The following is a 26,721-nucleotide window of genomic DNA, read 5'->3' on the forward strand; positions in this document are numbered from 1 at the left end:
TGAATTGGGGCATATACTCGTGAATTTTTCACGCTTTTATTTGTCGAATCGGCGTTTACTCGTGAGTTTTAGCGTTTTACTCGTGAATTTTAGCCATTTACTCGTGAGTTTAGCCGATTTACTCGTGAATTTCAGCGTTTTACTCGTGAATTTCACACTTTCCCCATAGAATGGCAAAAAAAAAAGCTGAATGCTTGGACTCCGCTGATCCCGGCGACGTTCGACGAACAATCCGTTGCCGAGTTCGGTACAGAGGCACCGCTTGGGCGCCCTGGGCAACCAGCAGATCATGCGGGCGCCTATGTGCGGCTAGCATCTGATGAAGGTGCTTATATAACAGGACAGTGCATTCATATCAATGGCAGGATCACGATGTCCTCATAACTCCAAAACGACCGAAAGCATGGTGCTATTCGGTCGTTTCCTTTGTGAAATTTAATTTCCTATGCCGGGCGAATTCATCAATACAATTCTCCAACCATCCGGATCCTCAATGGTAACACCTGATTTTTCCCAATATGGATTTTCCGGAGAAACCTGTTCATAGCCCATACCTTTCAACCTATTCGTGATTTCCTCAATGGTTTTACGTTCAGGAATATAAAAGACAAGCAGATGATCTTTTGATGGGGCAGGACAAGGACTGCCATCCTTATGTTGGGTAAACTCCAGATGATAGCTGGAATCCGGAAGTCCGATCATGATGCCGTCATATCCCTCGTGCCCTTCAAAAGATCCGATTTTTTTCAATCCTAATCCTTCACAATAGAAGTTTACTACCTTTTTTAGTTGATCAGTAGGACGTGCAACCCGGATCTGCGCTACGTTCATTTCAGTTGGCCATTTACTTTCCATTGTCCCATCCCTCTCTGTAAATCGAATTACATTTCTTCTTTCAAATTACTTTTACCAATATTCATGCCAAAACCTAATGCTATCGCCGCACCTAAACAACTGAAAAGACAGCCAGCTCCCAAGAAAATGGTTGGATCTGATTCACCAATCATCACTGAAGCTATACCTCCAATTGCCGGAAAAAGGGCAACCATGTATCCACTTTTCGCCCCGCCTATCTTTTCTACAAGCTTGAGGTAGAATAGCCAAGCTCCAAAGGAAGCGAATATAGTTAAATAGAACAAAGCAGATAAATATGTAATGGATGTCGGTATAGTGACTGCTTGTCCTTGGATGAACACAATGGCCGCCAAAAGAATTCCTCCTGCTGCAAATCCAAGTACATTGGCATAGATTGGGTTCACTTTCTCCCTGGCATTTCTAGCAGAGCTTGCATCGCCCAATGCAGTGAGGATGGTACCAAGAACAGCCATCATGATGCCCTTTATATCATTGAACCCATGAATATCATGTAAACTCGGATAAATAACAATACAAACAGCCAGCACACCAATTATCCCGCCAATTAAGATACGTGAATGCAATGGTTCCTTCAAAAAAACACGAAGGGCAATGGGCGTTAAAATGACTTTCAATGAAAATATTAACGTAACCATTGCTGCTGAACTTAAGATAGTGGCGTAATAAAGGCATAAATAGCTTAAAGCAAAATTACAAATTCCAAACACAATAATGAATGGAACATCCTTTTTCTTAGGTTTTCCTTTAGGTCTAAGCATGCACAATAAAATGAAAAATAGGATGGCCGTCAAACCTAAACGATAGGTTAAAGATAATTCTAAACTCACAGGTGTACCTTGAATCTTAACGGCAATAAAATTAAGACCCCATACTAATAAACAAAATATGTACATTAAGTTAGTCATAATAACATGACCAATTTGCGATATTGCCCACTTTCTATCAGTTTATGAAACTCGTCGTAACTGATTTTCCCATCCATAATTAAACCGCCTTCTATTAAAAATCACATATGTAATAATAAAGTAAATATTACCAATTAAAAGGGGATTGTCAATATATCAAACTACATTCCGAAAAGCCCTCCAGTTAATTTGGAGAGCTTTTCATTGGCAAACGGCTATTAGCACAAACTCGTTAATTGAGTTTCGAAAACGTTCCAGTCGATTTCAGAAATCCGCTCCCTTTCCGCCGACTGTCTGTCAAGCCGCCTCGGCACAAGCGTCTGTGGGGTCTTGGCTAGCCAGTTTTTCGGCAGGAGTGTCGCACATTTCTTCCATCCAATTAGGATTACTGAAAAAAACTTAAAAACATATTTCGGTGTGAGATCAGCCTACAGTTTTTTTCCAGAAAACGTTCCAGCTGATTTCTTCAATCCATTCCAACTTTCAGGGTTCGGGATGCGATTCCGATTTCCTATTGTCTAAAAACTGTGGCCAACGACTATTAGCCTTTATAGCTGACTTGTCCAGTTTCAACCAATTCTTTCAGTCCCATAAACATTAAATTCCAGCCGTGTTCAGATCCATCGTGATACTCTCCGAGTGCTTTTTCGATATCGGATTGTGTCCAATTTTCTTCATGAGGAACGGTGATGTTTTGTGAAAATGTCATTTCACAGCCCTTTTGAAGTTCTTTCAGCTCAACTGTAATTGTATCTATCTCTTCACTGAATTGCGGCATTTTAAAAGTGAACACTAATTTATTGGGACGGTCCATTTCAAGGTACTCCCCTATCGCCCGATAATCTTTTCCATCGCGATGATCAATAATCTCCCAAGCTCCTCCCACTTGCGGATCATTTTGTGCCACTTTATTTGTCCCCTCCAATGTAAAAAGCCATTTTCTCATCATCCCGGGGTCCACCCATGCAACAAATACCCTTTCAGGCATTACATCAAAATTTCTAATCATCTTTAAAGTGGTTGTCGAGTATTTTTCCATTTACATACTCCCTCCTTATATCATTTTTATATACTTTTCAATTCTTCTTTTGAGACAGCATGCCAACCGTGTGCTTCCAGTTTCTCCAAATAAGTTTCCATCCTGATTTCCTCGATTTCGATCGCAAGCGGGTGCAGGGATACCAAACATTCATCCGAAGCATAATTTATGGTAACCTTTACAACCTCATATCCATTATGAAATCGTGGATCGAACCCGGGATCATCGATTATATCCCCTGTAACAGGACGAATATCAGATTCAAATGTTTTCATCAGTAACCTATTCTTTTCTTGTTCTTTTATTGATGTAATGAAGATCATTAAATTTACTTTCATTGCAGTCTCCTCTTCTCTATCCTTAACTTCCTGCGACCTTTCTCCCGATATGAAAAATGCTGCTGCGGCTTATTGGGAGAAAGCGCCTGCCCGTTTTATAAGACTTTGGAATTCACTATTTCCTTTTTCATATTTTGAAAGGAATAGATATCATTTATACCTTTATATAGTTCCCCGTTCTTTGAGAAAACTGCACTTCCATTTGGTATTGCATATATCTTTCGTTCATTTGATAAGGGAAATAATTCTCCATCTATATTATCCTCGTAATGGACCTCAACGCTAAACCCCACTAATCCTAAGCCCTTGATCACTATCGTTTCTGGATAGTCTTTATCTTTTGTGATTATGCAATCATGGCCGAAAGCTAATGAACCCGCACTATATCCAATGATTAAACCTTGAAAGTTTTTGATAATTGCGGTAAGTCCCTTTTCTTCAATTACATGGATTAACCTTTCTGGCTTTCCACCTATAAAATAGAGAATATCATGTTCCATTATAGAGTTTTTCATTTCTTTGCCTGAAAGGTCTTCATTTAATAATTCAATACTTACATTCTCCATGATTGAAAAGGCTTGTGTAATACTTGCCATCCAACTTTCATACCTGGAATTGTCGGTTGCAAAAGGGATTATTAAAATCTTCGCTTCAGGTTTAATCTTTTTTGAAAGTTCCAGGAACACTTCACGTAATTCATTATTCGTGTGATTTCCGCCACCAATTAAACAAATTTCCATATATGTCCCCCATTCATTTACATGCTATTCTCTTAAAATATTCTATGTAAAAAAGACAATACCTTTATAGGACACCGCTTTGCAGCTAAATTGCCCCCGTAGCTCAACAAAAAAAGGCTGCCACAGCAACCTTCCTACTTGAAGTAAAGCACCTTTAAGATTTGTAGACACCACCACAATTAGTGATAGGAACGTTTAATAGAATTCTTCCTGAAAGTAGTGATCAATAATTTCTATAGCCTTTTGCTTAAGCGTTGTTTGTTTTATATGAGTAAGTTCATAAACTGTATAATCCGGGGGTGAATCTGTAAGTTCATAAATTTTGTAACTTCCACGTTTAATTGCTTCATCAGCTATCCATTTAGGAACAATAGCCCACTGTAATGGATCTTGAAGAAGATGTAGAAGCAAATGAGTACTGTCTAGTTTTATTCGTGAAATCGATAATGGATCCCACCAATAAGAATGCCAAGATTGATATTCAACTCCCCAAGGCATGAATAGTTCGTAATCTGAATCTAATTCTTTAGGATGAAGCTTTTCCGAACTATAACAACTTATATCTGAAGTTTGAAGAACAACCATAGGTGATGTAAAGCACTTTTTAACTTTTACATTTGGATGGACTCTTTTTCTAAGGGAATAAGCCACATCAATATGTCTATTTTCAACTTCAGAGTATAGATTATCAGAATGTAAGGTTCGGATTTGAAGTTTAATTGGAGGATGATGGTTACTTAGTTTTTTAAAGACTTTTGGTAAAACAAATGTATTAACACTATCAACACCACCAACAATCAAGGGTAATTGTGGGCCTTGCGTTTTTAATAGCTTCGCTTCTTGCCCTAAACGACTCCATTCTTTCGCTAATTTATAAAATTCCTCACCCAGAGGAGTTAAAATGATTTGTTTTATTCCTTTCCCGCGTTCAATTAATTGAACCCCAATTTCTTTTTCTATTACCTTTATTCGTTGACTTACGGTAGTTTGCGCTAAATGTAATTCTTCTGCTGCACCGCTAATGGTTTTTGTTCGAACGACTGCGAGAAAGGTATCAATAGAATGAAAATCCATTATTCCGCCTCCATATAGCAATATTTATGTTATTAAATAGCTAATTAATTCGTTTTACAATCTCATTTTCTATATTTAATATAAAGTTAATTAATTATTTTGTCTAATTGAATTGGAGGAATGTACCTTGAGTTGTAAAGTTATTTATTTTGAAAAAGTATTCACAGCAACACATGAAATAATAAATACATTCAAAAGTTTGGATATGGAGGTTAAATACTGGATTGATTTGGATGAAGTAAAAAAAGAACAAGCATTAGATGAAGCAAACTATTTAATTACAGCATCTTATCCTATTACGAGAGAGTTATTAGAAAAAGCACCCAACGTTAAATTGATTCAAAAAACCGGAAGTGGTGTTGATAATATTGATTTGAATGCTGCTAGTGAATTGGGAATCCATGTTGCCAGTACACCAGGAGCAAATTCAAACAGTGTTGTGGAATTGACCATCGGCATGATTATAAGCCTGTACAGAAAACTTCATTTCTTAGATCGAGTAACAAAAAGTGGTGAATGGAAAATGTGGGAATACCGCCCATCAATGTTCGAAGTGAACGGTAAAACCCATGGGATAATCGGTATAGGAAACATAGGAAAAAAAGTTGCAGCATTGTCAAAGGCTTTTGGAACTAACGTTGTTTATTATGATGTGAATAGATTATCAATGGAAGAGGAGAAAAAATTAGGATTAACTTATGTACCTTTTAATGATTTATTATCACAGTCGGATATTATAAGCCTCCATATTCCTTTAATACCAGCCACAAGGAACTTGATTGGTGAAAAGGAATTGAAACTTATGAAGTCTTCAGCAATTTTAGTTAATGTAGCCCGAGGTAATATCATTGATGAAAAATCACTCGCCGAAGCATTAAAATGTAATCGTTTACTTGGCGCAGCCATTGATACCTGGTCATCTGAACCCATAAATTCAGATAATCCATTATTAAAACTTGATAATATACTTGCTACTCCTCATATTGCAGGGGGGACTAGGGATGTGTTGGAAACTGTACTGCGCTTATCCTTTGAAAATATAAGAAAAGTAGAATATGGGAATCTGCCTGATAATTTAGTGAAATTGACTTCAGCATCTGTTTAACTCTAAAAACTGAATGTAAAAATAGAAAAGAGGACCTACATTATGTCTAATATTGGAATGCGTGTGTATACAAACATTAATCGTCCAACTAAAGAAGCAGTAAACGAGTTTAAAGGGTTACCCGTATCTGTAATTGCTGATAATATGAACCGTATGTTTTGCATGAATCCCAAAATTCGTCCAATTAATGATAAGCCATTACTTGGGCCAGCTTTTACAATTAAAACACGTCCCGGTGACAACCTCATGCTTCATAAAGCACTTGATCTTGCTCAACCCGGCGATATATTAGTTGTTGATGCTCAGGGGGATTTAACAAATGCAATCATGGGCGAACTAATGGTATTGTGGGCTCAAAAAAGAGGATTAGGCGGGTTTATAATCGATGGTGCCATTCGTGATGTTGGAGCCTTAAGAAAGATGGATATCCCAATCTACGCAGCAGGTGTCAATCCACGGGGGCCATATAAAGACGGACCTGGGGAAATTAATGTACCTATTTCTTGTGGCGGAGTAGTGGTTCATCCTGGAGACATTGTAGTCGGCGATGATGATGGTATTGTGGTCATTAACCCGCAAGATACGGATGAGTTAATAGAAAAATCGAAAGCTAAGTTCCTCAGGGAACACCAGGAAATGGATGATATCATGAATATGACGTGGGATCGAACTTGGGTTGATAAAAGTCTTCAAGACCGGGGCTGTGAAATTAAAAATAAATCATCCAAAGTAAAAGAATTGATTACAGGTAATCGAGACTAACTATGGTGTATGTTAAAGTTCTTGTAACTTAGCATATTCTCACGGTACTCGTTAAGTTGTGCGTTGTTATACAGGTTGATACGACGGTAACCCTCTTCTGTGGATTACTCTGGAATTTTCCAGACATTTATAATGGTGTTTGGAAATTAGACTGGAGTTCTCCATTCCTTTAGACACTATTACTTACAATTTTAATGACAAAAGAAGGAAATCGTTACTGTGCCAAATTATTTATGAGGAGGGGAAGAAATCTAATGCAGAATTCATTACAAAAAAAGACTCGATTTCGTTGGGTCGTCATGTTATTAATTTTTCTAACTTATATGATCGCTGGTGCAGACAGGGCAAATATCAGTGTAGTCATTCCATATTTTCAAAAAGAATTTGAATTGAGTAACACTGATATTGGTGCAATGGCTAGTCTTTTTTACATCGGATATGCAATTATCCAGATTTTCCAGCTGGGTTCATCTATAGTAAGTTTGGGACACGAAAAATATTCACCTTCTCTATGATTGTTACTTCGGCTGCCACATTATTTTCGGAACGGCCAGTTCTGCCCTTCAACTTATGGCAGAATATTACTAGGTGTTGCAGAGGGACCACTTCCAGTCGGAATTATTTCCACGATTAACCGATGGTTCCCTGGAAAGGAAAAGGGAACTGCGACAGGAATTTATATGTCAGCAATCAAGTTCGCTCCTGCCATTGTTCCTCCGCTGTGTGCTTACATCATTTATGCTTTCGGCTGGCGTGAAGTTTTCTATATATTTGCCATTCCGGGCTTTATCTTCGCTTTATTTTGGCTCTGGCTAGTAAAGGATAATCCGGAAGAAAGTCCACATTGCTCAAAAGAGGAAATAGATTATATCAAATCAGAAAAGCCTTCGACCATCGATGAGAAAATCAAAGGAAATAAGAAAAAATATTCGATGAAATGGGTAGACAAAATTATTCGTACCAAGAAAGTAGATTTCCTTGATACAAATAGGAAGATTTTTCTTTCATGGAATATATGGGGATGTACGTTGGGGTACTTTTTCATGGTCGGTATTGTTTATGCCATTATGACATGGATACCTACTTATTTGGTTAACGTCAAAAAGTATTCCATTATGGAAATGGGATTTGTTGCCTCTTCTCCGTGGATAGGGGCCATGTTAGGTAATCTAATAGGCGGTTGGATTTCGGATAACATCTTTAACAAACGTCGAAAACCTCTTATGATAGTGACTGCAGCATCGACAATTTTCAGCATGTATGCATTGTTGTACGCCCCAAATGACCCAATGTTTTTAAGTATCGTTCTTCTTATTACGGGTATTTTGTTGAATTTGGGATATTCAGCGTTTTTAGCATATCCTATGGGGATTACCTCCAAAGAAAAGTTGCCCCTTGCCGCTTCAATTGTTAATACTGGAGGATCGTTAGGCGGTGCATTTGCTCCATTCGTAGTAGGTTTGATCTTAGATTCATTTAATTGGAATACGGTATTCATGTTTTTATCAGTCAGCTCTTTAATGACCTTTATCCTCCTCTTTACGATCATTGAACCAATGGAAAAGACTAAACTAGCGATAGAGAAAGATGACCATGAAATAGCTACATCATGATTCTTTAAAAAATGTATCCGTTTACATCATTCTTTTCAAAGATCAACCAGTAAAAATCGCTGGTTGATTTTTTTTAATATTAATGACCCTTTTGCTCAACAAAAAAAGGCTGCCGCAGCAACCCTCAATTAAACCCTTGCCTATTTTCTCAAATATACGACACTGTCGTTTCTGTCTATTCGAATTTTTTTAATCATACTTAATATTAAGCATATAGCCGGCATTCTCAAATTCAAAAAATATACCATATCCATTATTCTCAGGTTAACCATATAAATAGCAGACCACTTTTACATCTTTCAAAAATACAATTTGATTCATTCCTTCATTTACAATAAAAAAGAATTGCCGCTAAAAAAATGCCGCCGATCATACATTTTTAAATATCGTATTGTCTTTTAAATTCAAAAATCTCATCAACAGCTTGGTGATATCCACCCGACTTTTGAAAGGATTCTTTTAATTTTGAAACAGTTTTATGGAAGGTTGGGTCGTTTAACACATGATCTGCGGCCTCACGCAGTTGATTTGCAGTCAAGCTTTGCATTTGTAATGTAATACCGGCTCCGATATTGGCAACTTGCCCTGCAATCATCGGCTGATCCGCGCTTTGCGGGATGACAATTAGCGGAACTCCATAGTAGAGACCCTCATTGGTACTATTCATTCCGCCATGTGTGATAAATAATTTAGTGTATTTTAGCACGTCCGTTTGTGGAACGTATTTTTTCACAATGAAGTTTTTGGGGATCTCTCCTAAGTCAATTAGCGGGGTTTGTTGACCGACCGACATGACCACCGTGTGATCGCTATTTCCAAATGCTTCAAAACAAAGCTTGTAAAAATCAAGAGACCGGTTAAAAACCGTCCCAAGCGAAATATAAAGGGGACTTTTTCCATTGATATCAGCAAGGTCAAAGTTATCCTGCTTTATTCGTGAAGAAATGGACGGACCTACAAATTTGTAAGTTTGGTCGAATGCTTCTTTAAAAGGTTGAAACTCCCTAGTTGTATAAACGATTGAAAGTGGTGCAGGATTACAAAAAACTTCGTAAGCAGAATGGATCTCCACATCATATTTTTCCTTCGCCATTGCCGTCAGTCTTTGAAATTCATCTTGTATAGGTTTACCTATTTCTGGAGTGATTTCTTTAGAAAGCTGTTCCAGCATTTTATCGAATGATGCTTTTGTCTGCGCAAAAGAAGTACAAGAATTGATTGCGGGAAGCTTAAGGATTTGGGCAAGCATACGTCCACAGCCAAACATGGAGTCATGGATGATGTAATCGAAATGCTCTCCTTTGATCTGTTCAAGCACGCTAGGTATGACGATATCTATCGTATGTAAAAGACCGTTGATTCTTTCGAGTAAATAATTTCTTCCCCCTGAGAGAAAAGCTTCTATGAATTTTTCACCGTCAATTGTTCGTACAGTAGCTCCCGTCTTCTCAATACGTTCCCGAAAAGACTCTATCGTAAAGTACACTACCTCTTCTCCACGCGAAATAAGCTCTTGCACAACTCCAATAGTTGGATTGATATGTCCTTCTGATCCAGCATTAATAAATAAAACACGTGCCATTCTACCACTCCTTAAATGATTCTGTAAGAGTATGTTCACTCTCCCATACCCTTCCAAATTCAAACAATATAAATTTATCATAGTACAATACTGGAAAATCTCAAATTCTTAATCACCCTTGTAATCTAAAATTAATATCGTTCATAAAGGTCAGCCGGATTCTTAAAGGGAAAATGAGCGCTGTATGTAGCTGTCGCTTTTTTCATCAGGGCAGTATAGCTGAAAAAGGTAATCCACTCATTAATAGAGAACTTATATTTTAAAATGGATTTCTTTGGAGGGAATAATGATGGCAAAGTATTTTCCGGAAATGTTAGCTGAGCATCAAAACTTCATAAAGAAACAGCATTTGTTTTTTATTGCAACTGCACCTTTGGATGCGGCTGGGCATGTAAACCTTTCTCCAAAAGGGTATGATACCCTCCGCATCCTATCATCTACCGAAATTGCGTATTTGGATCTAACCGGGAGTGGTAACGAAACAAGCGGACATATTAATGAAAATGCCCGGATCACCTTTATGTTTTGTGCATTTGAAGGTCCGCCGATGATCTTGCGCTTATATGGTTCAGGTAGGGTGATTCTGCCTGAAACAGAAGAATGGGATCGGATGATAGGTCATTTTGAAATGATGCCCGGTGCAAGACAAATCATTTTAGCCAAAATTCATAAAGTCCAAACCTCTTGCGGATATAGTGTCCCCTTCATGACCTACTCCAATGAACGTGAAACATTGAATCGGTCTAACATGAAAAAGGGTGAAGCTGAACTGGAAAATTATTTGCGTGAAAAGAACTCCTCCACCATTGATGGCATTCTGACACCATTAGGGAAAAAATTATCGAATGACTCTAAAACCACCTAAAATTCTGCTTGTCAGGTACAAACAATAAAGGAGTTAAAAAAGGTATGATGCAAAAAAAAGGTTGTTGGATTTTAGTTATAGTCTCGGTTGGGATTATGATTCCTTTCATGATTCCCTATCTAACTTTAAATCCTGCTAACAGCCGTGTAGATATTAATTCGACAACACAATATTCTATACTGGTTACACATATTGGTTGCGCCTTTATTGCCTTAATAACAGGTTTTCTTCAGTTTATGGATCGTATTCGTTTGAAAAACCCAAAGGTTCATCGCTATGTGGGGAGGATTTATGTTGTCAGTGTTTTTATTAGTGGAATTCTTGCTCTTGCCGTTGTCTTCTATATAGAAAGTTTCACAAAAGCAGCAGCTTTTCTTACTCTGGCCATTCTGTGGTTATTCACATGTTGGAAGGGTTACCGTACAGCTGTTAAAGGGCATTTTCATGCACACCGAATATGGATGATGCGTAGTTTTGGTATAACTCTAGTAGCAGTCAGTGCACGTGTACTAGTCCCCGTCCTTCTCATTACTTATTACACTTTTAATGGATTTATGCTTCCAGAAGGAAGAGATAAGATGATCGAAGAAGTATTGAATGTGAACATTTGGGCAGGGCTCGTTCTCAACTTTGTCATAGTGGAGTGGATGATCCTTAATAAAAAAACGGGTAGAGAAATCAGCTAATTGACTTGTTTGGCGAAGATTCTTTGTAACTAAAAAAGTAACTATTCGCCGCTAAGAATAGTTACTTCAAATGAACCGGATGGGAATAAATAGGACAGGAGAGAGTTGTCCTATCTACTTTTTATTATATGGAGTAACGATTACAAGGTGAATAAATTATCTGTTAGAAAAAAATCCGAAGAAACTTTGTTTAACCTGCCTCTATAGTTTCATATGAAAAAGGAGCTGCAAAAGCAACTCCTTTAGATGCGAGAAACATTTTTTAAAACTGTACGAATTCATATGTTACTTCAGGCGAACAACTTATATGAATACGCGCCTTTTCCGTCTATGCTTGAATTAAAGCGTGACAATGATCGGTCCATTTTTAGTAAGGATAATCGTATGTTCCACTTGAGCTACAAAGCTTTTTTCAGTAGCATAGGTCCAACCGTCTTCTTTTTGGAATACTTCTTCTTCAAAGGTTGAGATGAATGGTTCGAATGCGATAACCATCCCTTCCTTTAATATGTCATTATCCCATGGATCATAATAATTACAAATATGGTCAGGTGCTTCGTGTATTCTACGTCCAACACCATGTCCTGTAAGGTTTTTGATAACCGTGAATCCATGCTGTCTCGCTGTTTCGAACACCGCTTTTCCGATTCTGCTTTTTTTGGAACCGGGTTTTGCTTTCTTAAGACCCGCTTCAAATGCCTTTTTGGCGACGTCGCATAATTTCGTTAATACTTCTTCTCCTTCGCCTACTACAAATGAGATTCCTGTATCTGCGAAATAACCGTTCTTTGAAGCAGATACATCTATATTTACTATATCCCCTTCACGAATAACCCGCTCACCCGGAATGCCATGTGCCACTTCATCATTTAGGCTTATGCAAGTATAGCCAGGAAAATCATATTCACCTTTTGGAGCTGAAACTGCACCCGCTTTTTCTAAACGTTCCCCGGCTATATCATCAAGTTCTTTGGTCGTTATGCCCGGAATTGTTCTTTGTACCAATTCATCTCTAATGGAGGCAATAATTTTGCCAATTTCCTTCAAACCATTAAAATCATCTTCTGTTTTTGCAATCATTTTTTTCTACCTCATTATCTTTTATCATCAATAAACTATATAAGCATTCATTATACCCTTTATTTTAGCGAAAAATAAAAGCAATGTACATATTTGGGTACGATGCCCCTCAGCTTGAATTTTTCTTCAATCAGGAAAAAGACAACAACATTTGCAGCAGTACTTTATTTTATCCTATAATGATGCGCTCTTTAGGATAGTGATACGCATGTTTTTAATGGTTTGCCCCCCATACTGAATAAGAATGTAAACATCCCGATTTTCCCTATAAATATTAAAGTCAGGATTACGACCTTCCCGGCAGCACTCAATTCCGGTGTAATAACAAGCGAAAGGCCTACAGTTCCAAAAGCAGAGGCGCCAATAGCCCTTTCTGCTATTTTTCCCCATTCATATGCTTTTCCAAATGGGACACCGAGTCCTTTGAGTTTTCTTACTCTCGTTCTTGGCAACTTCCATTGTTTCCATAAGCTCTGATTATCACGAAAATGCTAGATTAAAGCATGAATCCCCAACAGGCATTTAGTAAATCCAGGTTTAAGTATTGGAGGAGTTGAATGAGAATATGGTCATGTTAATGCCATTCTTATCGAATATCAAGGCTTCTTTTTTCGGGAGGTGTTGATTCCAAGACGGATGGAGCTGCTATGGACTGGTAAGCAAATGTAAAATACTATGTTAGATTTCCTTACATTAATAGTGACAAAGGGCAATAATATTTATATGATTAATTCAAGAACTAGAAGCAGCAGGTGAGTATGGATGAATTCTTCTTTTAAAAAGCAGCTGTCGCAGTTATATAATGACATCAACCAAGAAATTTATAGTGCGGGAGTTAGTAAGCAAACAATTGACATCCAGGATAATCGCATTGTCATTTTTGCGCAGACGAAGCGCTCGCCTTTAATCTCAGTATTAAGTGAAAGGTATTCTGAGCTGACCTTATCCGTCGATGGGGCTTTAGCCATGGAATATAAAATTCGATTAAAAGAAAACTTTGAGAAGCGATTTGGAGTGAAGGTCAACACCATATTTAAGGATTACGATTCTACAGGTGAGCATGCTTGTACGGTGATTTACCTAGAACAATCACTTGGTATCTAACCAACCTTATTATTGGAGAAATTTTGATTTATCATTTTTTCTTCACGGACTTGTTTCAGGGATTCAGGAGCTTAAATTTCGTTATACGTGGTTTAGGAGCCGTAGATATAGGAGGAGACCCCTTCTATTTCTGCGGCTTTTGTTATAAAGCAAATTAAGGGGGAATAAAGGTGAATTCAAAAGTATTCTCGTTAGGATTCCAGCACGTCATGGCGATGTATGCTGGGGCGATTCTTGTTCCATTGCTTGTTGGGAGGGCATTAAACCTTACTCCGGAGCAATTGGCTTACTTGGTCGCCATTGACTTATTAACCTGCGGTATCGCTACCTTACTGCAAGCATGGAAAAACAAATATTTTGGAATTGGTCTACCCGTTGTATTGGGTGCTTCGTTTGTTGCCCTGTCGCCGATGATCGCTATCGGATCACAATATGGTATTCCTGCCATTTACGGTTCAATTATAGTAGCAGGACTCTTCATTTTTTTATTTGCTCGCTATCTTGGAAAACTCGTAAAGTTCTTTCCACTTGTTGTCACGGGAACTGTCGTCGTGATCATTGGACTATCGTTAATTCCATCGGGAGTTAGAAATATGGCAGGCGGAGCAGGGAATCCGGACTTCGGTAGCTTAGATAACTTGATATTGTCCATGGGTGTTATCGCTATTATTCTTATTATCAATCGTTTCTTTAAAGGGTATGTCCGCTCTCTTTCCGTGCTCTTAGGGATTGTCGCAGGTACAGCACTAGCAGCGATGATGGGGAAAGTAGATTTCCATGAGGTTTTAGAAGCTTCATGGTTCCGTATTCCTCAACCGTTCTATTTCGGTGCCCCATCCTTCGAGATCGGTGCAATACTTACGATGTTAATTGTAGGATTAGTCATTGTAGTTGAATCAACAGGTGTATTTTTTGCCTTAGGGGAAATTTGTGATCGTCCTGTTACACAAGATGATCTCACTCGAGGATATCGAGCAGAAGGCTTGGCCATCACCTTGGGAGGGATCTTTAATGCCTTTCCCTACAACACCTTTGCGCAAAATATAGGGTTGGTTCAACTATCTCAAAACAAATCAACGAACGTTGTGGTTGCAGCAGGTAGTATCCTAGTATTTCTTGGTTTAATTCCTAAAATTGCGGCCCTTGCTACCATTATTCCTGCCCCGGTACTTGGCGGTGCTACGGTTGTGTTGTTTGGTATGGTCGTGTCTTCAGGAATTAAAATGCTAGGTTCAGTAGATTACAACAATCAACATAATGCACTTATTATTGCTTGCTCAATTTCGTTAGGACTAGGATCAACCGTCGTACCTGAGTTATTTAGTCAATTGCCTCCATCCCTTCGAATCATCGTTAGCGATGGAGTGATTACCGGAAGCCTAACTGCTATCTTTATGAACCTATTTTTTAATTTCCGTACTGTTCTAGCTCCAGCATCCCTCCAGCATGAGGAAGCTAACGAAGCACATGTTTAATGAAAAAAAGATAAAGGGGTTATGATACATGCAACTTTGAATGCATTAAATGAAATTCCATTGTCTGAGTTTGTGGAAAAGTTAAAGGACATATTTGAACACTCTCCTTGGGTAGCCCAAAGGGCAGGGGAGTTTCGTCCTTTTAGTTCCTGTGAGTCGCTTTATGAGAGGATGGTCAGCGTTGTCCAAACAGCGAGTGAGGAAGAAAAGTTGAACTTCATACAGGCCCACCCCCATTTAGGAACACGAAAAACGATGAGTTCATTTTCCCAGAGTGAACTAAAAACTCCTGGATTGAGTCAGCTATCAGAAGCAGAATATGAGCTTTTGCTGGATATGAATAAAGAGTATGTCCATCGATTTGATATTCCCTTTAATTGCTCTTTTCGTCAATGATTTACCGAACGGTCCTGCCCCTTCTCCATAAGAAAAAGCTGCCTTAAAGGCAGCTCCGACCTTCAGCTAACGCACTTGTTAGCTGAAAAAGCCGGTTACTTTCCGGATTTCTCATCAACAGGTTTTCGTTTATGTTTTTCATTAATGATCTTTTTATTAAATATCTTAACTTCTCCAACCATTAGTAACCTCATATCCTCTACAATATACTTGGCTAACTCTTGGTCAGTGATGTCATCTCCATCAATATCAAGGCGGAATTCCTGCCCTTGAAGCCCACCGCCATTAGTAAACTTGATTTCAAAGTCAAATTGAACTCTTTTATCCATTTGAACCCTCCTCATATATTGATTGATGCTGAATTGCATTGATATATAAACCTTTTGGCGACACAGGTTTTTTACACCTTTCACAGTTCCCACTATACATATTCCAGACAAAAAAACCATTCCCTTCTTCAACTAACTGCCCCGATCAAAAAGAGCTGCCAATTTCAATAATAGATTCATTAGAAAAACTTGGAATTTTAGTTGTTGTATATTAAGATAGTAAATGGTTAATATTTTCCATTATATAGGAGGAGACATATGAAAAAGAGAATTCTACATACGGTACTTTCGATTGCTGTAGGAGCTGGGATACTTTCCGTTGGTGATGTTCCTGCCCAAGCAAAGAGTCAAAATCAGGAGCTGAATGACTCATACGCAATAGCCTTTAAAGGTGGTTTACCAGAGAATTATCAAGAGGTAATACGGAAAGCCGGTGGTAAAATAACCAAAGTCCTTCCCGAGGTTGGCGGAATAGAAGCTCAATCGGACGAGCCTTCTTTTCTTAAAAACTTAAAAGCTCATTCTTCAATAGAAGCTGCTAACAGAGAAATTCCCCTAACCTTAGACAAAACAGCAGTCAGCCCTTATAACTATGGATCCAGTATCATCAGCCAGCAAGATTCTGAGAGTTATTGGGACTCCCAATGGGATATACAAAGGGTGACCAACGACGGGAAATCATATGATTTAGAAACAGGCGGATATAAAAATAAAGATGGAATTATGACTCATAAAGCAGTGGTGGGAGTGATAGATACCGGAATTGATGAGTCTCATCCTGACTTAAAGAATAATATATTAGGCGGACGTAATCTTGTTCCTGCTGGAATGGATGAATCTGAAACAGGTGATCCCACTGATATTAAAGACCGCAATGGGCATGGCACTCACGTTGCCGGGATCATTGGCGCAAATGGTAAAGTAAAGGGTGTAGGGCCGGATTTAGGAATCAGATCCTATCGCGCATTATACTCAGAGCAAGCCCTTGGATTACCAACTTGGATTATAGATGGAATCATTGCAGCAACAAATGACAAGGTAGATGTTATTAATATGTCTCTACGTTTCTATAATAATAACAAAATGACAATTGAGGGAGAAAGTTATAAATCAATCGCTGAAACGTTACTTTGGAAGAGAGCCATTCAATATGCAGTAAAGAATGGAGTAACTGTAGTGGCCGGCAGTGGTAATGAAAGTTTAAATTTAGATGATAAGAAGGAAGTTAACGAATTTTTAAATAAATTGTATGAACCATATGGTATGAGCGTGAAAGGGCCTGCAACCGTGGTACCGGCACAGCTGCCAGGAGTCATTAATGTGTCTGCCTCCACAAAATGGTCAACTCAACAGCTTGCTTTCTACTCTAATTATGGAAACAGTGCCATTGACGTGGCAGCTCCCGGAGGGGATTTCGGGCCTGAATATGCAGAAACCAATGACCCTGCGGCGGCTGATCCAAGTAACTTAATCCTTAGTACTTGGCCTACCTATTTAGGTACTTCATATGAGTTTAATGCTGGTACTTCCATGGCCACTCCTCAAGTAGCTGGAATTGCAGGGGTTATTAAGGCAGCTCATCCGGAGTATAAACCAGCCCAAGTAACAGCTCGCATTAAGCAAACAACTCTTGACTATGGAAAGAAAGGACAAGATGCTTTATTTGGTTCAGGAGAAGCAAATGCTTATAGAGCATTGGAAAATATAAAGAAGTAGCTTATTTAAAAGTACAAGCCCGAACAGTAATTAGGAAAAATATATCCATAACAATAAAGGCTATATGCCTGAAATATAAAAAACGGAAACACATAAAATGCGTGAAGCCATATTCTAATTAACACAACTCACCAGTTAAAATTCATCCCCTGCTTAATTGCAGGGATTTTTTGTTTTATCGCTTAATTACAAATTCTAGTCCAAGTAAATATGCATTTTCCAATTTGTGTTATGGAATTATCCTGCCCCTTTAGTTTCATAAGTAATGGCAGCCGGCTAGCCTCACCTTTTTACGATTTTGGCAAACTTGAAAATTCCAAAGCCGCAAAGAATTATGAGACCCATTATAATAATTGGTATCAAAATATTAAATGACATTAAATCATCTCCCTTTAAATTATGTAGGTCATTCTCACATCCATATAATACCACGCCAAAAACATCTACTTATTGAACTAACGGTACATAAACCTTTTTTTAATTCTATAAAAAAAGGAACTGCTTTCACAGTTCCCTTTTGTATTTTCCTGATGAACAACTAGAGCCAGTCTGCACTTTCATCAGCAAACCTCTGGAAGTCATTCATAAAAACACTTGCATGATACCCATCACAAACTGCATGATGAATTTGCAACGAAACAGGCAAGAACCATTCATCTTTTATTTGTGAATATTTCCCCCCAGTTATAATGGGTAAGAGAAAATCGCCACCATTATTAATATTTAAATTAAATGCCGTAAAAGAACTCCAAGGGATCATGGATATCGGAATATGATTATCTGGTATAGGGGTCTTTGGAAATAAACCACCCGTACCATTGTATTCTTCTATATCTTTTTCATACTGGGAATGGAATTCAGAAAACCTACTTGCATTTGGTGACCAGATGCTAGAAAATGTGTATGTCTTCTTATCGAAAATTGTATAAGAAGGCAAAACTTCTGACCAATAACCTAAATTCCCTTCTTGGTTAAAGCTGGTTCTAAATTCTCGATGGGAATTAACTATTTTTGTAACCATGAAAATAAACGCGGGATATAACTTATAATTTTTCTTCTTTAAGTTTTCCATAAGAACAGTAATATTCATTTCATTCGTTATACTGAATGTTGTTTGTTGTTGTAAATAGTGTTCAAAGTACTCTTTTCGAACCCAATTTTCACGATCAATCATATTGAATTTCATATACAACGCCTCCTAATGTGTTTTACTTGATTTAGGAGGCTATTTCCTCTGCTTTTTTCATGACAGTCATCCTTTTGTAAACGAATTTATACCCCTACATTATCAAATATTCCCAGACTAAAATCAACTTACAGAGATTACTTTCTTTAACGATCCTGCCCCATTAATAACATAAGGCATTAAGCATCACCATTTCTTATTCTTATGTCCTAAAAAAAGGCCATACCCTCTTGAAGGATATGGCTGGTGATGTGGAGTTACTTTCATTACGGAAAGCGTATTGCGTTAATATCGACATTAATAGCACTTGAGGAGGTTACATTAGTTTCAACTGTATAAGCGATTCTAATTTCATATGTTGAAGTTCCAGTGATCGTAGCAATATTTACATGAGTAGAAGCAACAGGAAACCTTGATGTACCTGCAGAAGTTACACTTCTTTGAACCGCACGTGTATCCATTAAAACACCATTACGATATAGCCTAGTTTGAAAGGTAAAATTCGAGTTGGCCGTAGTGACCACATCAATTGATACCGCAAAGTCCACTTTAATGCTCTGGCCAACAGTAGTTGGTACATTCATTGTAACCACTGTCGTTTCGGTTCCAGTCGTTGTGAGAGCGATTGGACCAGCCGCTTCAGCAAAAAATAATTGAGGAGTTACACCTGTGGCGCCTGTTGCTCCTGCGACTCCCGTGGCCCCTGTTGCTCCGGCGGCTCCCGTGGCTCCGGCGGCTCCCGTGGCTCCCGTCGCTCCGGCGACTCCGGTTGCTCCTGTTGCTCCGGTGACTCCTGCTACACCTGTGGCTCCGGTTGATCCGGTGGCTCCTGCTGCTCCGGTTGCCCCTGTGGTTCCGACGGCTCCCGTGGCTCCGGCGACTCCGGTGGCTCCCGTGGCTCCGGTTGCTCCTGTTGCTCCGGTGACTCCTGCTACACCTGTGGCTCCGGTTGATCCGGTGACTCCTGCTGCACCGGTTGCCCCTGTGGTTCCGACGGCTCCTGTTGCTCCGGTGACTCCTGCTACACCTGTGGCTCCGGTTGATCCGGTGGCTCCTGCTGCCCCGGTTGATCCTATTGATCCTGTTGCTCCCGTGGCCCCGGCTACTCCCGTCGCTCCCGTGGATCCGGCGGCTCCCGTGGGTCCGGTGACTCCTGCGACACCTGTTGCTCCTGTCGCTCCCGTGGCTCCGGCGGCTCCCGTGAATCCTGTGGCTCCCGTGGCCCCTGTTGCTCCAGTTGCTCCGGCGACTCCTGTCGCTCCTGTGGCTCCAGTGACTCCCGAGGCCCCTGTTGCTCCAACGGCTCCCGTCGCTCCTGTTGCTCCAACGGCTCCCGTCGCTCCTGTTGCTCCGGCGGCTCCCGTCGCTCCTGTTGCTCCGGCGGCTCCCGTCGCTCCTGTTGCTCCGGCGGCTCCCGTCGCTCCTGTTGCTCCGGCGGCTCCCGTCGCTCCTGTGAATCCTGTGGCTCCTGTTGCTCCGGCTACTCCCGTTGCTCCTGTGGCTCCGGCTACTCCCGTGGCTCCCGTGAATCCTGTTGCTCCGGTGGATCCCGTCGCTCCGGCGGCTCCGGCGGCTCCCGTGAATCCTGTTGCTCCGGCTACTCCCGTTGCTCCAGCGGCTCCCGTGGCTCCTGTGGTTCCGGCTACTCCCGTTGCTCCTGTTGCTCCGGCTACTCCCGTGGCTCCCGTGAATCCTGTTGCTCCCGTGGCCCCGGTTGATCCTATTGATCCTGTTGCTCCCGTGGCCCCGGCTACTCCCGTCGCTCCCGTGGCTCCGGCGGCTCCCGTGGCTCCAGCGGCTCCCGTGGCTCCTGCGACTCCCGTCGCTCCTGTGGTTCCGGCTACTCCCGTTGCTCCTGTTGCTCCAACGGCTCCCGTCGCTCCTGTTGCTCCAACGGCTCCCGTCGCTCCTGTTGCTCCGGCGGCTCCCGTCGCTCCTGTTGCTCCGGCGGCTCCCGTCGCTCCTGTGAATCCTGTGGCTCCTGTTGCTCCGGCTACTCCCGTTGCTCCTGTGGCTCCGGCAGCTCCTGTTGCTCCGGGATCTCCTGTTGCTCCCGTAAATCCTGTTGCCCCTGTGACACCTGGATCTCCCGTGGCTCCGGCTACTCCCGTCGCTCCCGTGGCTCCGGCAGCTCCGGTTGCTCCGGTGGCTCCCGTGGCTCCTGTTACACCTGTGGATCCGGCGGCTCCCGTGGCTCCTGTCGCTCCGATGGCTCCCGTGGCTCCTGTCGCTCCTGTTGCTCCCGTAGCTCCGGCAGCTCCTGTTGCTCCCGTAGCTCCTGGTTCTCCTGTTGCTCCCGTGGCTCCGGCAGCTCCTGTTGCGCCGGGATCTCCGGTTGCTCCTGTTGCACCGGTGGCTCCCATGGCTCCTGTGGTTCCGACGGCTCCCGTCGCTCCCGTGGCGCCGGTGGCTCCCATGGCTCCCGTCGCTCCGGCGACTCCTGTTGCTCCGGTTGCCCCGGCGGCTCCGGTGGCTCCGGCGACTCCTGTTGCTCCTGTGTTTCCGGCGGCTCCGGGATTTCCCGTGGCTCCGGTGACTCCCGTAGCTCCTGGTTCTCCTGTTGCTCCCGTAGCCCCTGTGGCTCCTGTGGCTCCTGTGGCTCCCGAGGCGCCGGTGGCTCCTGTTGCTCCTGTTGCTCCTGTTGCCCCTGTTGCTCCTGGATCTCCGGTTGCTCCTGTTGCACCGGCGGCTCCTGTGACCCCGGGATCTCCTGTGGCTCCCGTGGCTCCGGTGACACCTGGATCTCCCGTCGCTCCTGTGGCTCCGGCGGCCCCGGCAGCTCCCGTCGCTCCCGTGGCTCCGGCGACCCCTGTTGCTCCTGTTGCTCCTGTGGTTCCGGCGGCTCCGGGATCTCCCGTGGCCCCGGTGGATCCGGTGGCTCCTGTAGTTCCACTAGCTGACACATTAAAGCTCTCAGGACCAACACGCGTAGCATCTGTATCAACTGAACCAGTAATGTTACGAACAAAAGCTGTATATTCTAAATATCCTAAACCTTTGGGGACATTGTAATCTGCAGCTGAAAATGCGTATTCTTGAGGTCCGACCTCAGAGCCATTAACAACAATAGTCTTAATACCGCTAAAAATTGTATTAACATTAGGATTGGTCCCTCTAACAATTTTAATTTCAATAAAATGTGCAGGAACGCTGGCTTCTGGATTTATTTTCAAGGTGATGATCCCGTCAAATTGAACACGAATCATTGAAGTGGGAATTGCTTCGCTAACATTAAGGCCAACCTGTCCAAAAAGTTGGTACTCAGACGAAGTGGGAATGTTAATGGAGTTGGCATAGGAAGCATTTTGAGATGTTATTCCATCAAAGAATTCTGGCATACTTTGTTTCACCCTCTTAATGTTTTTCCAAATACTAGGTGTTTTTTTGGACGTAAGAACCTTATAATAATTTATGAAATTTGCAACAACAGTGAAACGGCACAAGCCCTTCCGCATAAATTATCCAGTATTCTGCCATGGGCTAATTGAATCATCCTATTTAACTTTTCAAGAAGCAAAAAAAGGCTAATCCCTTGGCGTTCAAGAGATTAGCTTTTTTCCTTTTTTTCGATACTCTGAAAGTAGCTGCGGTTATAGTCGATGGAAGGGTGATCTGGAAAGTATTCAGCAGCTAACTCATTATGTCTTTTTGCTTCCTCTAGCTTGCCGATGCGGTCAAAACATACGCAAAGCTGAATGTGCGGCAGCCATGTGTAACAATTCCGCTCGATAAAAGGGCTTTTTGTTTCTGGTATTTCTATTTGTGTTGCCAGATTGTACCAGAATATGGAGCGTTCATATTCATGCTGCTCCATATGGATGTATCCGAGCCGACAGCATATTTCCCCTCTTGGTGTATCGTACTCGAAAGACTTTAAACAGCTCTGGACAGCTGAACTCCAATCTTTTAATTGAATATGACAGTCCGCCAACTTGCCGCAGGCTTGAATGTTATCCTCGCTCCATCCTTTACCCTCATCAAGAAATTTATGATACCACTGGATGGCATCATCATATAAACCATGGTCATTGCATTCATTCGCATAGTAATATTTGTCGCGCGGTGAAAAATCCATTCCTGATTGAAGGGCCTTCTTGTAAATTCTCAAATTACGATCATTAAAGCTTTTTACCTTTTTATGATGTATGGCAATATCCGATTGAAATGTGAGTCCGGTCACTTCAAGATACTCATGAACGAATCCTATCCATTGGAAACTCTTTTCCCGTTTTACGAGCCGGTTGCGCCTGGAACTGAAGCTGGGGTTTCCATTCCCATCAAAAGAAAGATGATAAAACATCATGACAGAATCGAAGTGCGGAGGAAGCTCTTTTTTCAGCGTTGAAAATTTCTCCTTATTCTCTTCTGTTAAAATATCATCCGCATCAAGCCAAAGGATATATTCTTTTGTCGCTTTAGAAAAAGCGAAATTTCTCGCAGCCGAAAAGTCATCAATCCACTCAAAATCATAAACATGATCAGTGAAGACTGAGGCAATTTGTTTCGTGTTATCTTTTGATCCTGTATCAATGATAATCATTTCATCGACTAGTTCCCTAACAGAAGCAAGACAGGTAGGAAGGGATTCTTCTTCATCCTTTACAATCATGCATAAACTAATTGAAATCCCGCCCATTAAACCACCTCCCATAACAGCATATTAGATTCTGCCTGCTATAATGTCTGGAGATAGGGTGATCTAATTAAATCCAAGACATGACAAGGAAAATCGTTAATTGCAGGAAATTTAAGATTTTTTTGCAAACGCATTTTTGTTATAATTCCTTTGCTGAAGGACCTAATTTGTTTTATTTTTTAAATAATAATACGTATTTTCCTTATACTTGCGCATATTAAAAACAATAATATTGAAAGCGAGATGGATACGTATTGTCTAAACAAGGGATGCAAAACAAGGATCAAACGAGAAAGCAAATCGAGAAACAGGATAAAAGAAATGATGTTGAACTAGGTAATGAATTTCAAATTGGAAACACAAGTTCACAGAGCTCAAAAAAAAGTGGACGCCAAGTAAATAAAAAATAACCCCGATCTTTCGGGGTTATTTTTTCGATTTATAAACTTTTTAAAATGTTGAGAATGACAACATTGTCATTTATTTTTACACTCCAAAAATATAAAACCCTGTCCTAAAATCAGGACAGGGTTAACTTAAAGTTGTTTAAGATGAACACACTTCCTCCAACTTAAAAACATTACAATAAAACTATTTCACATAAAATTACTGCTGCACTATCTGAATAAGGTTGCCGCATGTATCATCGAAGACCGCTATAGTGCTTTCTCCCATTTTTGTCGGCTCCATCGTAAACTTCACGCCGTTTTCCAATAGCCGTTTGTACTCATTATGAATATCTGCAACGCCAAACATTGTTGCTGGGATGCCTTCGGCTACTATCTTCTTTTGATATTCCTTTGCGGCAGGATGCTCATTCGGTTCGAGTAAAAGCTCGGTACCATCATGAGCATCGGGAGAAACAAGCGTAATCCACCTGAATTTCCCCATGGGAATGTCATGCTTTTTTACAAATCCCAGCTTTTCCGAATAAAATTCCAGTGCCTTGTCTTGGTCTTCTACAAATAAACTGGTAACAATGATTTTCATAATCTTTTGCCTCCTCTAATATTTACCACGCTGGTGCTCTGCAAATAAACTGGTTCCAAACAGAAAAACCCACACATTCTTCTGAAGTCCTGTTTCGATTATATAAAATTACTCTATCCATCCTTTCAGCAAGTCTTTAAGTGGTTCGTTATTGAACATTAGTACTCGATATTTTCCCTTTCGTTTTGATTTTACGAGTCCTGCATCTTCCAATGCAGCTAGATGTTTAGCGATTGCCTGTCGCGAAATGGCAAGGTCGTGCTTCGTAATGAGACGTACCGTAAGCTCATACAACGTCAGCTCGTTGCGTTCAGATAGTTCGTCCAATATCAGCCGCCGAGTCGAATCGCCGAGTGCTTTGAATATAGCGTCTTTATCCCACATACATCGATTATAAGCAACTCCACAGTTGCGTGTCAACAAGTATAAGCAACTGTGTGGTTGCTTGTCAATGGCACCTATTCCTGATGGACGAAAGCGACAAATACATATGTTGATCTATTATTTCCATCATCAGGCCCCATCATGTATAACCCAACACTCATTCATTTCCCATAATTGCAGACAATTTAAGTATTGGTTTTGGTTTTTCACCTTAATCCGCCCCGTCACGTAACGCACTCCATCAGATTCCTTACGCTCCTGCTGAAAGTGGTGCATTGCCTTATCAGATTCCCCCTGCCTAAATTGGTACTAACGGACAGTTCTAATCATATTCTTATTAAAGAAAACCATAAGAAGGGGGGCAAAATCAGTTGATAAAAGTGAAGGTTGGTTTACGGCCCATTGTAAGTAAGATAAATTTACCTACTGTTTTGAAAACGACTATACTTCCGGGTGACTCCATTGAAAGATTATTTATTGCAACCCAGGTAGGGGAGATTTTTTACATAGGAAACGGAGAGATAAGGACTTTTTTAGATATTCGCCCGCGAATCCTAAAACTTGGCGCTTCTGGTGGCGGATATGATGAACGGGGATTGCTGGGGCTGGCGTTTCATCCCGAATTTTATCATAACGGTCTGTTTTATCTTCATTATTCAGTGGCCGGAACACAAGGACCAGGTGCTCTTTCTGAGTCTTTTAAGCCTGACCCGTGTGATCCCAAAACATTAAACCTAAGGTGGGTGAATAGAGAAACTAAATATGACCATATTGATACAATTGAAGAATGGATTTTACAAGCGAATGGTCAACCCCAAAAACGACGGACTTTACTTAACTTAAGACGGCCATTTTTAAATCATAATGGGGTCAATAGTTTAAACTTTTCACCTGAAACAGGAAAACTTGTATTAACAACCGGGGATGGCGGATCAGGCTATGATCCATTTAACTTAAGCCAGGACGATCTGGAAATCGCCGGTAAGATAATTGAAATGGATGTAGATAAGAATATCTCCTACAATAATCCACCCATTGTCACACGTTTTAATGAACTTCCCACAACTATTCAGGAAACGCTCATGGTAATGGCCAAAGGGGTGCGCAATATACCAGGCATTTCATTTCAAAGGTTTTATAATCAGTATATTAAATATGCGGGAAATGTCGGCCAGAATTTGGTCGAGTCGATTTTTTCATTCGTTCAGTATAAACCAATACCGGTTACTGAGCTTGTTCAAGCTCCTTTCATGAATTCTGAACCTGACAAAGAAGGGTTCATTAACTTGGGCTGGCGAGGCTGGGAAGGTGCTTTTCCTGCATCGATTATCAGAAGATGCACGGATAATCCGGCATTGGATGAGAAAACCATTGCTTATTACAATGAAGCAGCTGCGCTTTCAGGGAGCCGTCTTCAGCCTTTGACTAGTTATTTTCATGAAGATTCCAGACCCGATAAGTTTGGAGGAACTGCACTTACAGGGGTGCAAGCCTATATGGGGGAAAGAATCCCTGCTTTGACAGGAAGCGTTGTGTTTACCGATCTTGCCCGGAAAGAATCTCAACCTCAGGTAAGAGGGGCTTTAGCTTATACCACCGTAAGACCAAATGGTGAACAAAATGAATTTAGTGTGATACAGACCGATTATGATTTTGGGTCTCAATCAGCTTATTATGTTAATTTGGGAACGAACCTGGATCAAACCAGACTATATTTAGGGGTCTATGGCTCTATGAAAGTGACTGATTTTAACCAAGGTACGATTTTTGAAATCGTTGAATCCTAACTAAAATTCTACTTAATCAAGAATGAATTGAAATTAAAAACGAGTGATGGAGA

General features: G+C 40.9%; 26 protein-coding genes and 1 pseudogene. 12 read left to right on the forward strand and 15 right to left on the reverse strand.

The window, feature by feature from the left end; translation table 11 throughout:
• Window positions 1–195: 195 nt before the first annotated feature.
• Window positions 196–384 (forward strand): annotated as a pseudogene (locus AC2YHV_RS18815) (SDR family oxidoreductase); the annotation flags it as partial.
• Window positions 385–435: 51 nt separating this feature from the next.
• On the opposite strand, the gene AC2YHV_RS18820 reads toward AC2YHV_RS18815, so the two are convergent.
• From AC2YHV_RS18820 to AC2YHV_RS18845, 6 genes are all read right to left on the reverse strand, one after another.
• Complete coding sequence (locus AC2YHV_RS18820) at window positions 436–855, reverse strand: VOC family protein (protein WP_487373826.1); 420 nt, start codon at window positions 853–855, stop codon at window positions 436–438.
• 26 nt (window positions 856–881) lie between these two features.
• Complete coding sequence (locus AC2YHV_RS18825) at window positions 882–1,781, reverse strand: DMT family transporter (RefSeq protein WP_487373827.1); 900 nt, start codon at window positions 1,779–1,781, stop codon at window positions 882–884.
• 541 nt (window positions 1,782–2,322) lie between these two features.
• Window positions 2,323–2,820, reverse strand: a complete 498-nt coding sequence (locus tag AC2YHV_RS18830; RefSeq protein WP_454861769.1) for an SRPBCC family protein — start codon at window positions 2,818–2,820, stop codon at window positions 2,323–2,325.
• A 26-nt stretch (window positions 2,821–2,846) separates the two neighbouring features.
• Window positions 2,847–3,158 (reverse strand): hypothetical protein, encoded by a 312-nt coding sequence (locus AC2YHV_RS18835; protein ID WP_487373828.1) that lies wholly within the window; start codon window positions 3,156–3,158, stop codon window positions 2,847–2,849.
• Between the two features lie 95 nt (window positions 3,159–3,253).
• Window positions 3,254–3,898, reverse strand: a complete 645-nt coding sequence (locus tag AC2YHV_RS18840) for a Type 1 glutamine amidotransferase-like domain-containing protein (RefSeq protein WP_487373829.1) — start codon at window positions 3,896–3,898, stop codon at window positions 3,254–3,256.
• 195 nt (window positions 3,899–4,093) lie between these two features.
• Complete coding sequence (locus AC2YHV_RS18845; protein ID WP_096340491.1) at window positions 4,094–4,972, reverse strand: LysR family transcriptional regulator; 879 nt, start codon at window positions 4,970–4,972, stop codon at window positions 4,094–4,096.
• A gap of 127 nt (window positions 4,973–5,099) precedes the next feature.
• Here AC2YHV_RS18845 and AC2YHV_RS18850 point away from each other — a divergent pair, with 127 nt between their 5' ends.
• The 4 genes from AC2YHV_RS18850 (at window position 5,100) to AC2YHV_RS18865 (ending at window position 8,452) form a co-directional block, all read left to right on the forward strand.
• Window positions 5,100–6,077, forward strand: a complete 978-nt coding sequence (locus AC2YHV_RS18850; RefSeq protein WP_487373830.1) for a 2-hydroxyacid dehydrogenase — start codon at window positions 5,100–5,102, stop codon at window positions 6,075–6,077.
• A 42-nt stretch (window positions 6,078–6,119) separates the two neighbouring features.
• On the forward strand, window positions 6,120–6,839 hold the full coding sequence (locus AC2YHV_RS18855; protein ID WP_487373831.1) for an RraA family protein: 720 nt from the start codon (window positions 6,120–6,122) through the stop codon (window positions 6,837–6,839).
• A 254-nt stretch (window positions 6,840–7,093) separates the two neighbouring features.
• Window positions 7,094–7,354, forward strand: coding sequence for a hypothetical protein (locus AC2YHV_RS18860; protein WP_487373832.1), 261 nt, complete (start codon window positions 7,094–7,096; stop codon window positions 7,352–7,354).
• Entirely contained in the window at window positions 7,355–8,452 is a 1,098-nt protein-coding gene (locus tag AC2YHV_RS18865) for an MFS transporter (protein WP_487373833.1), read from the forward strand. It begins immediately after the preceding gene.
• Between the two features lie 379 nt (window positions 8,453–8,831).
• Here the strand turns inward: AC2YHV_RS18865 and AC2YHV_RS18870 are convergent, their stop codons facing one another.
• Entirely contained in the window at window positions 8,832–10,034 is a 1,203-nt protein-coding gene (locus tag AC2YHV_RS18870; protein ID WP_487373834.1) for a macrolide family glycosyltransferase, read from the reverse strand.
• Window positions 10,035–10,323: 289 nt separating this feature from the next.
• Here AC2YHV_RS18870 and AC2YHV_RS18875 point away from each other — a divergent pair, with 289 nt between their 5' ends.
• Together AC2YHV_RS18875 and AC2YHV_RS18880 are read left to right on the forward strand one after the other, a co-directional pair.
• On the forward strand, window positions 10,324–10,899 hold the full coding sequence (locus AC2YHV_RS18875) for a pyridoxamine 5'-phosphate oxidase family protein (protein ID WP_145504811.1): 576 nt from the start codon (window positions 10,324–10,326) through the stop codon (window positions 10,897–10,899).
• Between the two features lie 44 nt (window positions 10,900–10,943).
• On the forward strand, window positions 10,944–11,585 hold the full coding sequence (locus AC2YHV_RS18880; RefSeq protein ID WP_487373835.1) for a DUF2306 domain-containing protein: 642 nt from the start codon (window positions 10,944–10,946) through the stop codon (window positions 11,583–11,585).
• 339 nt (window positions 11,586–11,924) lie between these two features.
• On the opposite strand, the gene map is transcribed toward AC2YHV_RS18880, so the two are convergent.
• Window positions 11,925–12,665: a type I methionyl aminopeptidase gene (gene map / locus AC2YHV_RS18885; protein ID WP_487373836.1), complete on the reverse strand. Its 741-nt coding sequence runs from the start codon at window positions 12,663–12,665 to the stop codon at window positions 11,925–11,927.
• Window positions 12,666–12,856: 191 nt separating this feature from the next.
• The gene (locus AC2YHV_RS18890) at window positions 12,857–13,117 is read right to left on the reverse strand and encodes a hypothetical protein (protein WP_487373837.1); all 261 of its coding nucleotides are present in this window, start codon (window positions 13,115–13,117) and stop codon (window positions 12,857–12,859) included.
• Window positions 13,118–13,427: 310 nt separating this feature from the next.
• Here AC2YHV_RS18890 and AC2YHV_RS18895 point away from each other — a divergent pair, with 310 nt between their 5' ends.
• The 3 genes from AC2YHV_RS18895 to uraD all read left to right on the forward strand — a co-directional run bounded on the left by AC2YHV_RS18895 (window position 13,428) and on the right by uraD (window position 15,640).
• Window positions 13,428–13,769, forward strand: a complete 342-nt coding sequence (locus AC2YHV_RS18895; RefSeq protein WP_487373838.1) for a Na-translocating system protein MpsC family protein — start codon at window positions 13,428–13,430, stop codon at window positions 13,767–13,769.
• 209 nt (window positions 13,770–13,978) lie between these two features.
• Window positions 13,979–15,244 carry a nucleobase:cation symporter-2 family protein gene (locus AC2YHV_RS18900; protein WP_336059329.1) on the forward strand — a complete coding sequence of 422 codons (1,266 nt, stop codon included), beginning with the start codon at window positions 13,979–13,981 and terminating at the stop codon, window positions 15,242–15,244.
• Between the two features lie 21 nt (window positions 15,245–15,265).
• Window positions 15,266–15,640, forward strand: coding sequence for a 2-oxo-4-hydroxy-4-carboxy-5-ureidoimidazoline decarboxylase (uraD, locus tag AC2YHV_RS18905; RefSeq protein ID WP_487373839.1), 375 nt, complete (start codon window positions 15,266–15,268; stop codon window positions 15,638–15,640).
• Window positions 15,641–15,735: 95 nt separating this feature from the next.
• On the opposite strand, the gene AC2YHV_RS18910 is transcribed toward uraD, so the two are convergent.
• Entirely contained in the window at window positions 15,736–15,969 is a 234-nt protein-coding gene (locus tag AC2YHV_RS18910) for a hypothetical protein (protein WP_063575122.1), read from the reverse strand.
• Window positions 15,970–16,227: 258 nt separating this feature from the next.
• Between AC2YHV_RS18910 and AC2YHV_RS18915 the strand changes: the two genes are divergently transcribed.
• Window positions 16,228–17,685, forward strand: a complete 1,458-nt coding sequence (locus AC2YHV_RS18915) for a S8 family serine peptidase (protein ID WP_487373840.1) — start codon at window positions 16,228–16,230, stop codon at window positions 17,683–17,685.
• Window positions 17,686–18,223: 538 nt separating this feature from the next.
• Here AC2YHV_RS18915 and catA read toward each other — a convergent pair.
• The 5 genes from catA to AC2YHV_RS18940 all read right to left on the reverse strand — a co-directional run bounded on the left by catA (window position 18,224) and on the right by AC2YHV_RS18940 (window position 24,881).
• On the reverse strand, window positions 18,224–18,871 hold the full coding sequence (gene catA, locus AC2YHV_RS18920; RefSeq protein ID WP_487373841.1) for a type A chloramphenicol O-acetyltransferase: 648 nt from the start codon (window positions 18,869–18,871) through the stop codon (window positions 18,224–18,226).
• 266 nt (window positions 18,872–19,137) lie between these two features.
• The gene (locus tag AC2YHV_RS18925; protein WP_487373842.1) at window positions 19,138–22,209 is read right to left on the reverse strand and encodes a collagen-like protein; all 3,072 of its coding nucleotides are present in this window, start codon (window positions 22,207–22,209) and stop codon (window positions 19,138–19,140) included.
• Window positions 22,210–22,418: 209 nt separating this feature from the next.
• The gene (locus AC2YHV_RS18930; protein WP_487373843.1) at window positions 22,419–23,507 is read right to left on the reverse strand and encodes a tetratricopeptide repeat-containing glycosyltransferase family 2 protein; all 1,089 of its coding nucleotides are present in this window, start codon (window positions 23,505–23,507) and stop codon (window positions 22,419–22,421) included.
• Window positions 23,508–24,113: 606 nt separating this feature from the next.
• A complete protein-coding gene (locus AC2YHV_RS18935) occupies window positions 24,114–24,497 on the reverse strand; it encodes a VOC family protein (protein ID WP_487373844.1) in 384 nt (127 codons plus the stop codon).
• A 108-nt stretch (window positions 24,498–24,605) separates the two neighbouring features.
• Window positions 24,606–24,881: an ArsR/SmtB family transcription factor gene (locus AC2YHV_RS18940; RefSeq protein ID WP_034304356.1), complete on the reverse strand. Its 276-nt coding sequence runs from the start codon at window positions 24,879–24,881 to the stop codon at window positions 24,606–24,608.
• 371 nt (window positions 24,882–25,252) lie between these two features.
• Between AC2YHV_RS18940 and AC2YHV_RS18945 the strand changes: the two genes are divergently transcribed.
• Window positions 25,253–26,668: a PQQ-dependent sugar dehydrogenase gene (locus AC2YHV_RS18945; protein WP_487373845.1), complete on the forward strand. Its 1,416-nt coding sequence runs from the start codon at window positions 25,253–25,255 to the stop codon at window positions 26,666–26,668.
• Window positions 26,669–26,721: the final 53 nt, after the last annotated feature.

It is taken from the genome of Peribacillus sp. SRI_006, assembly GCF_057586375.1.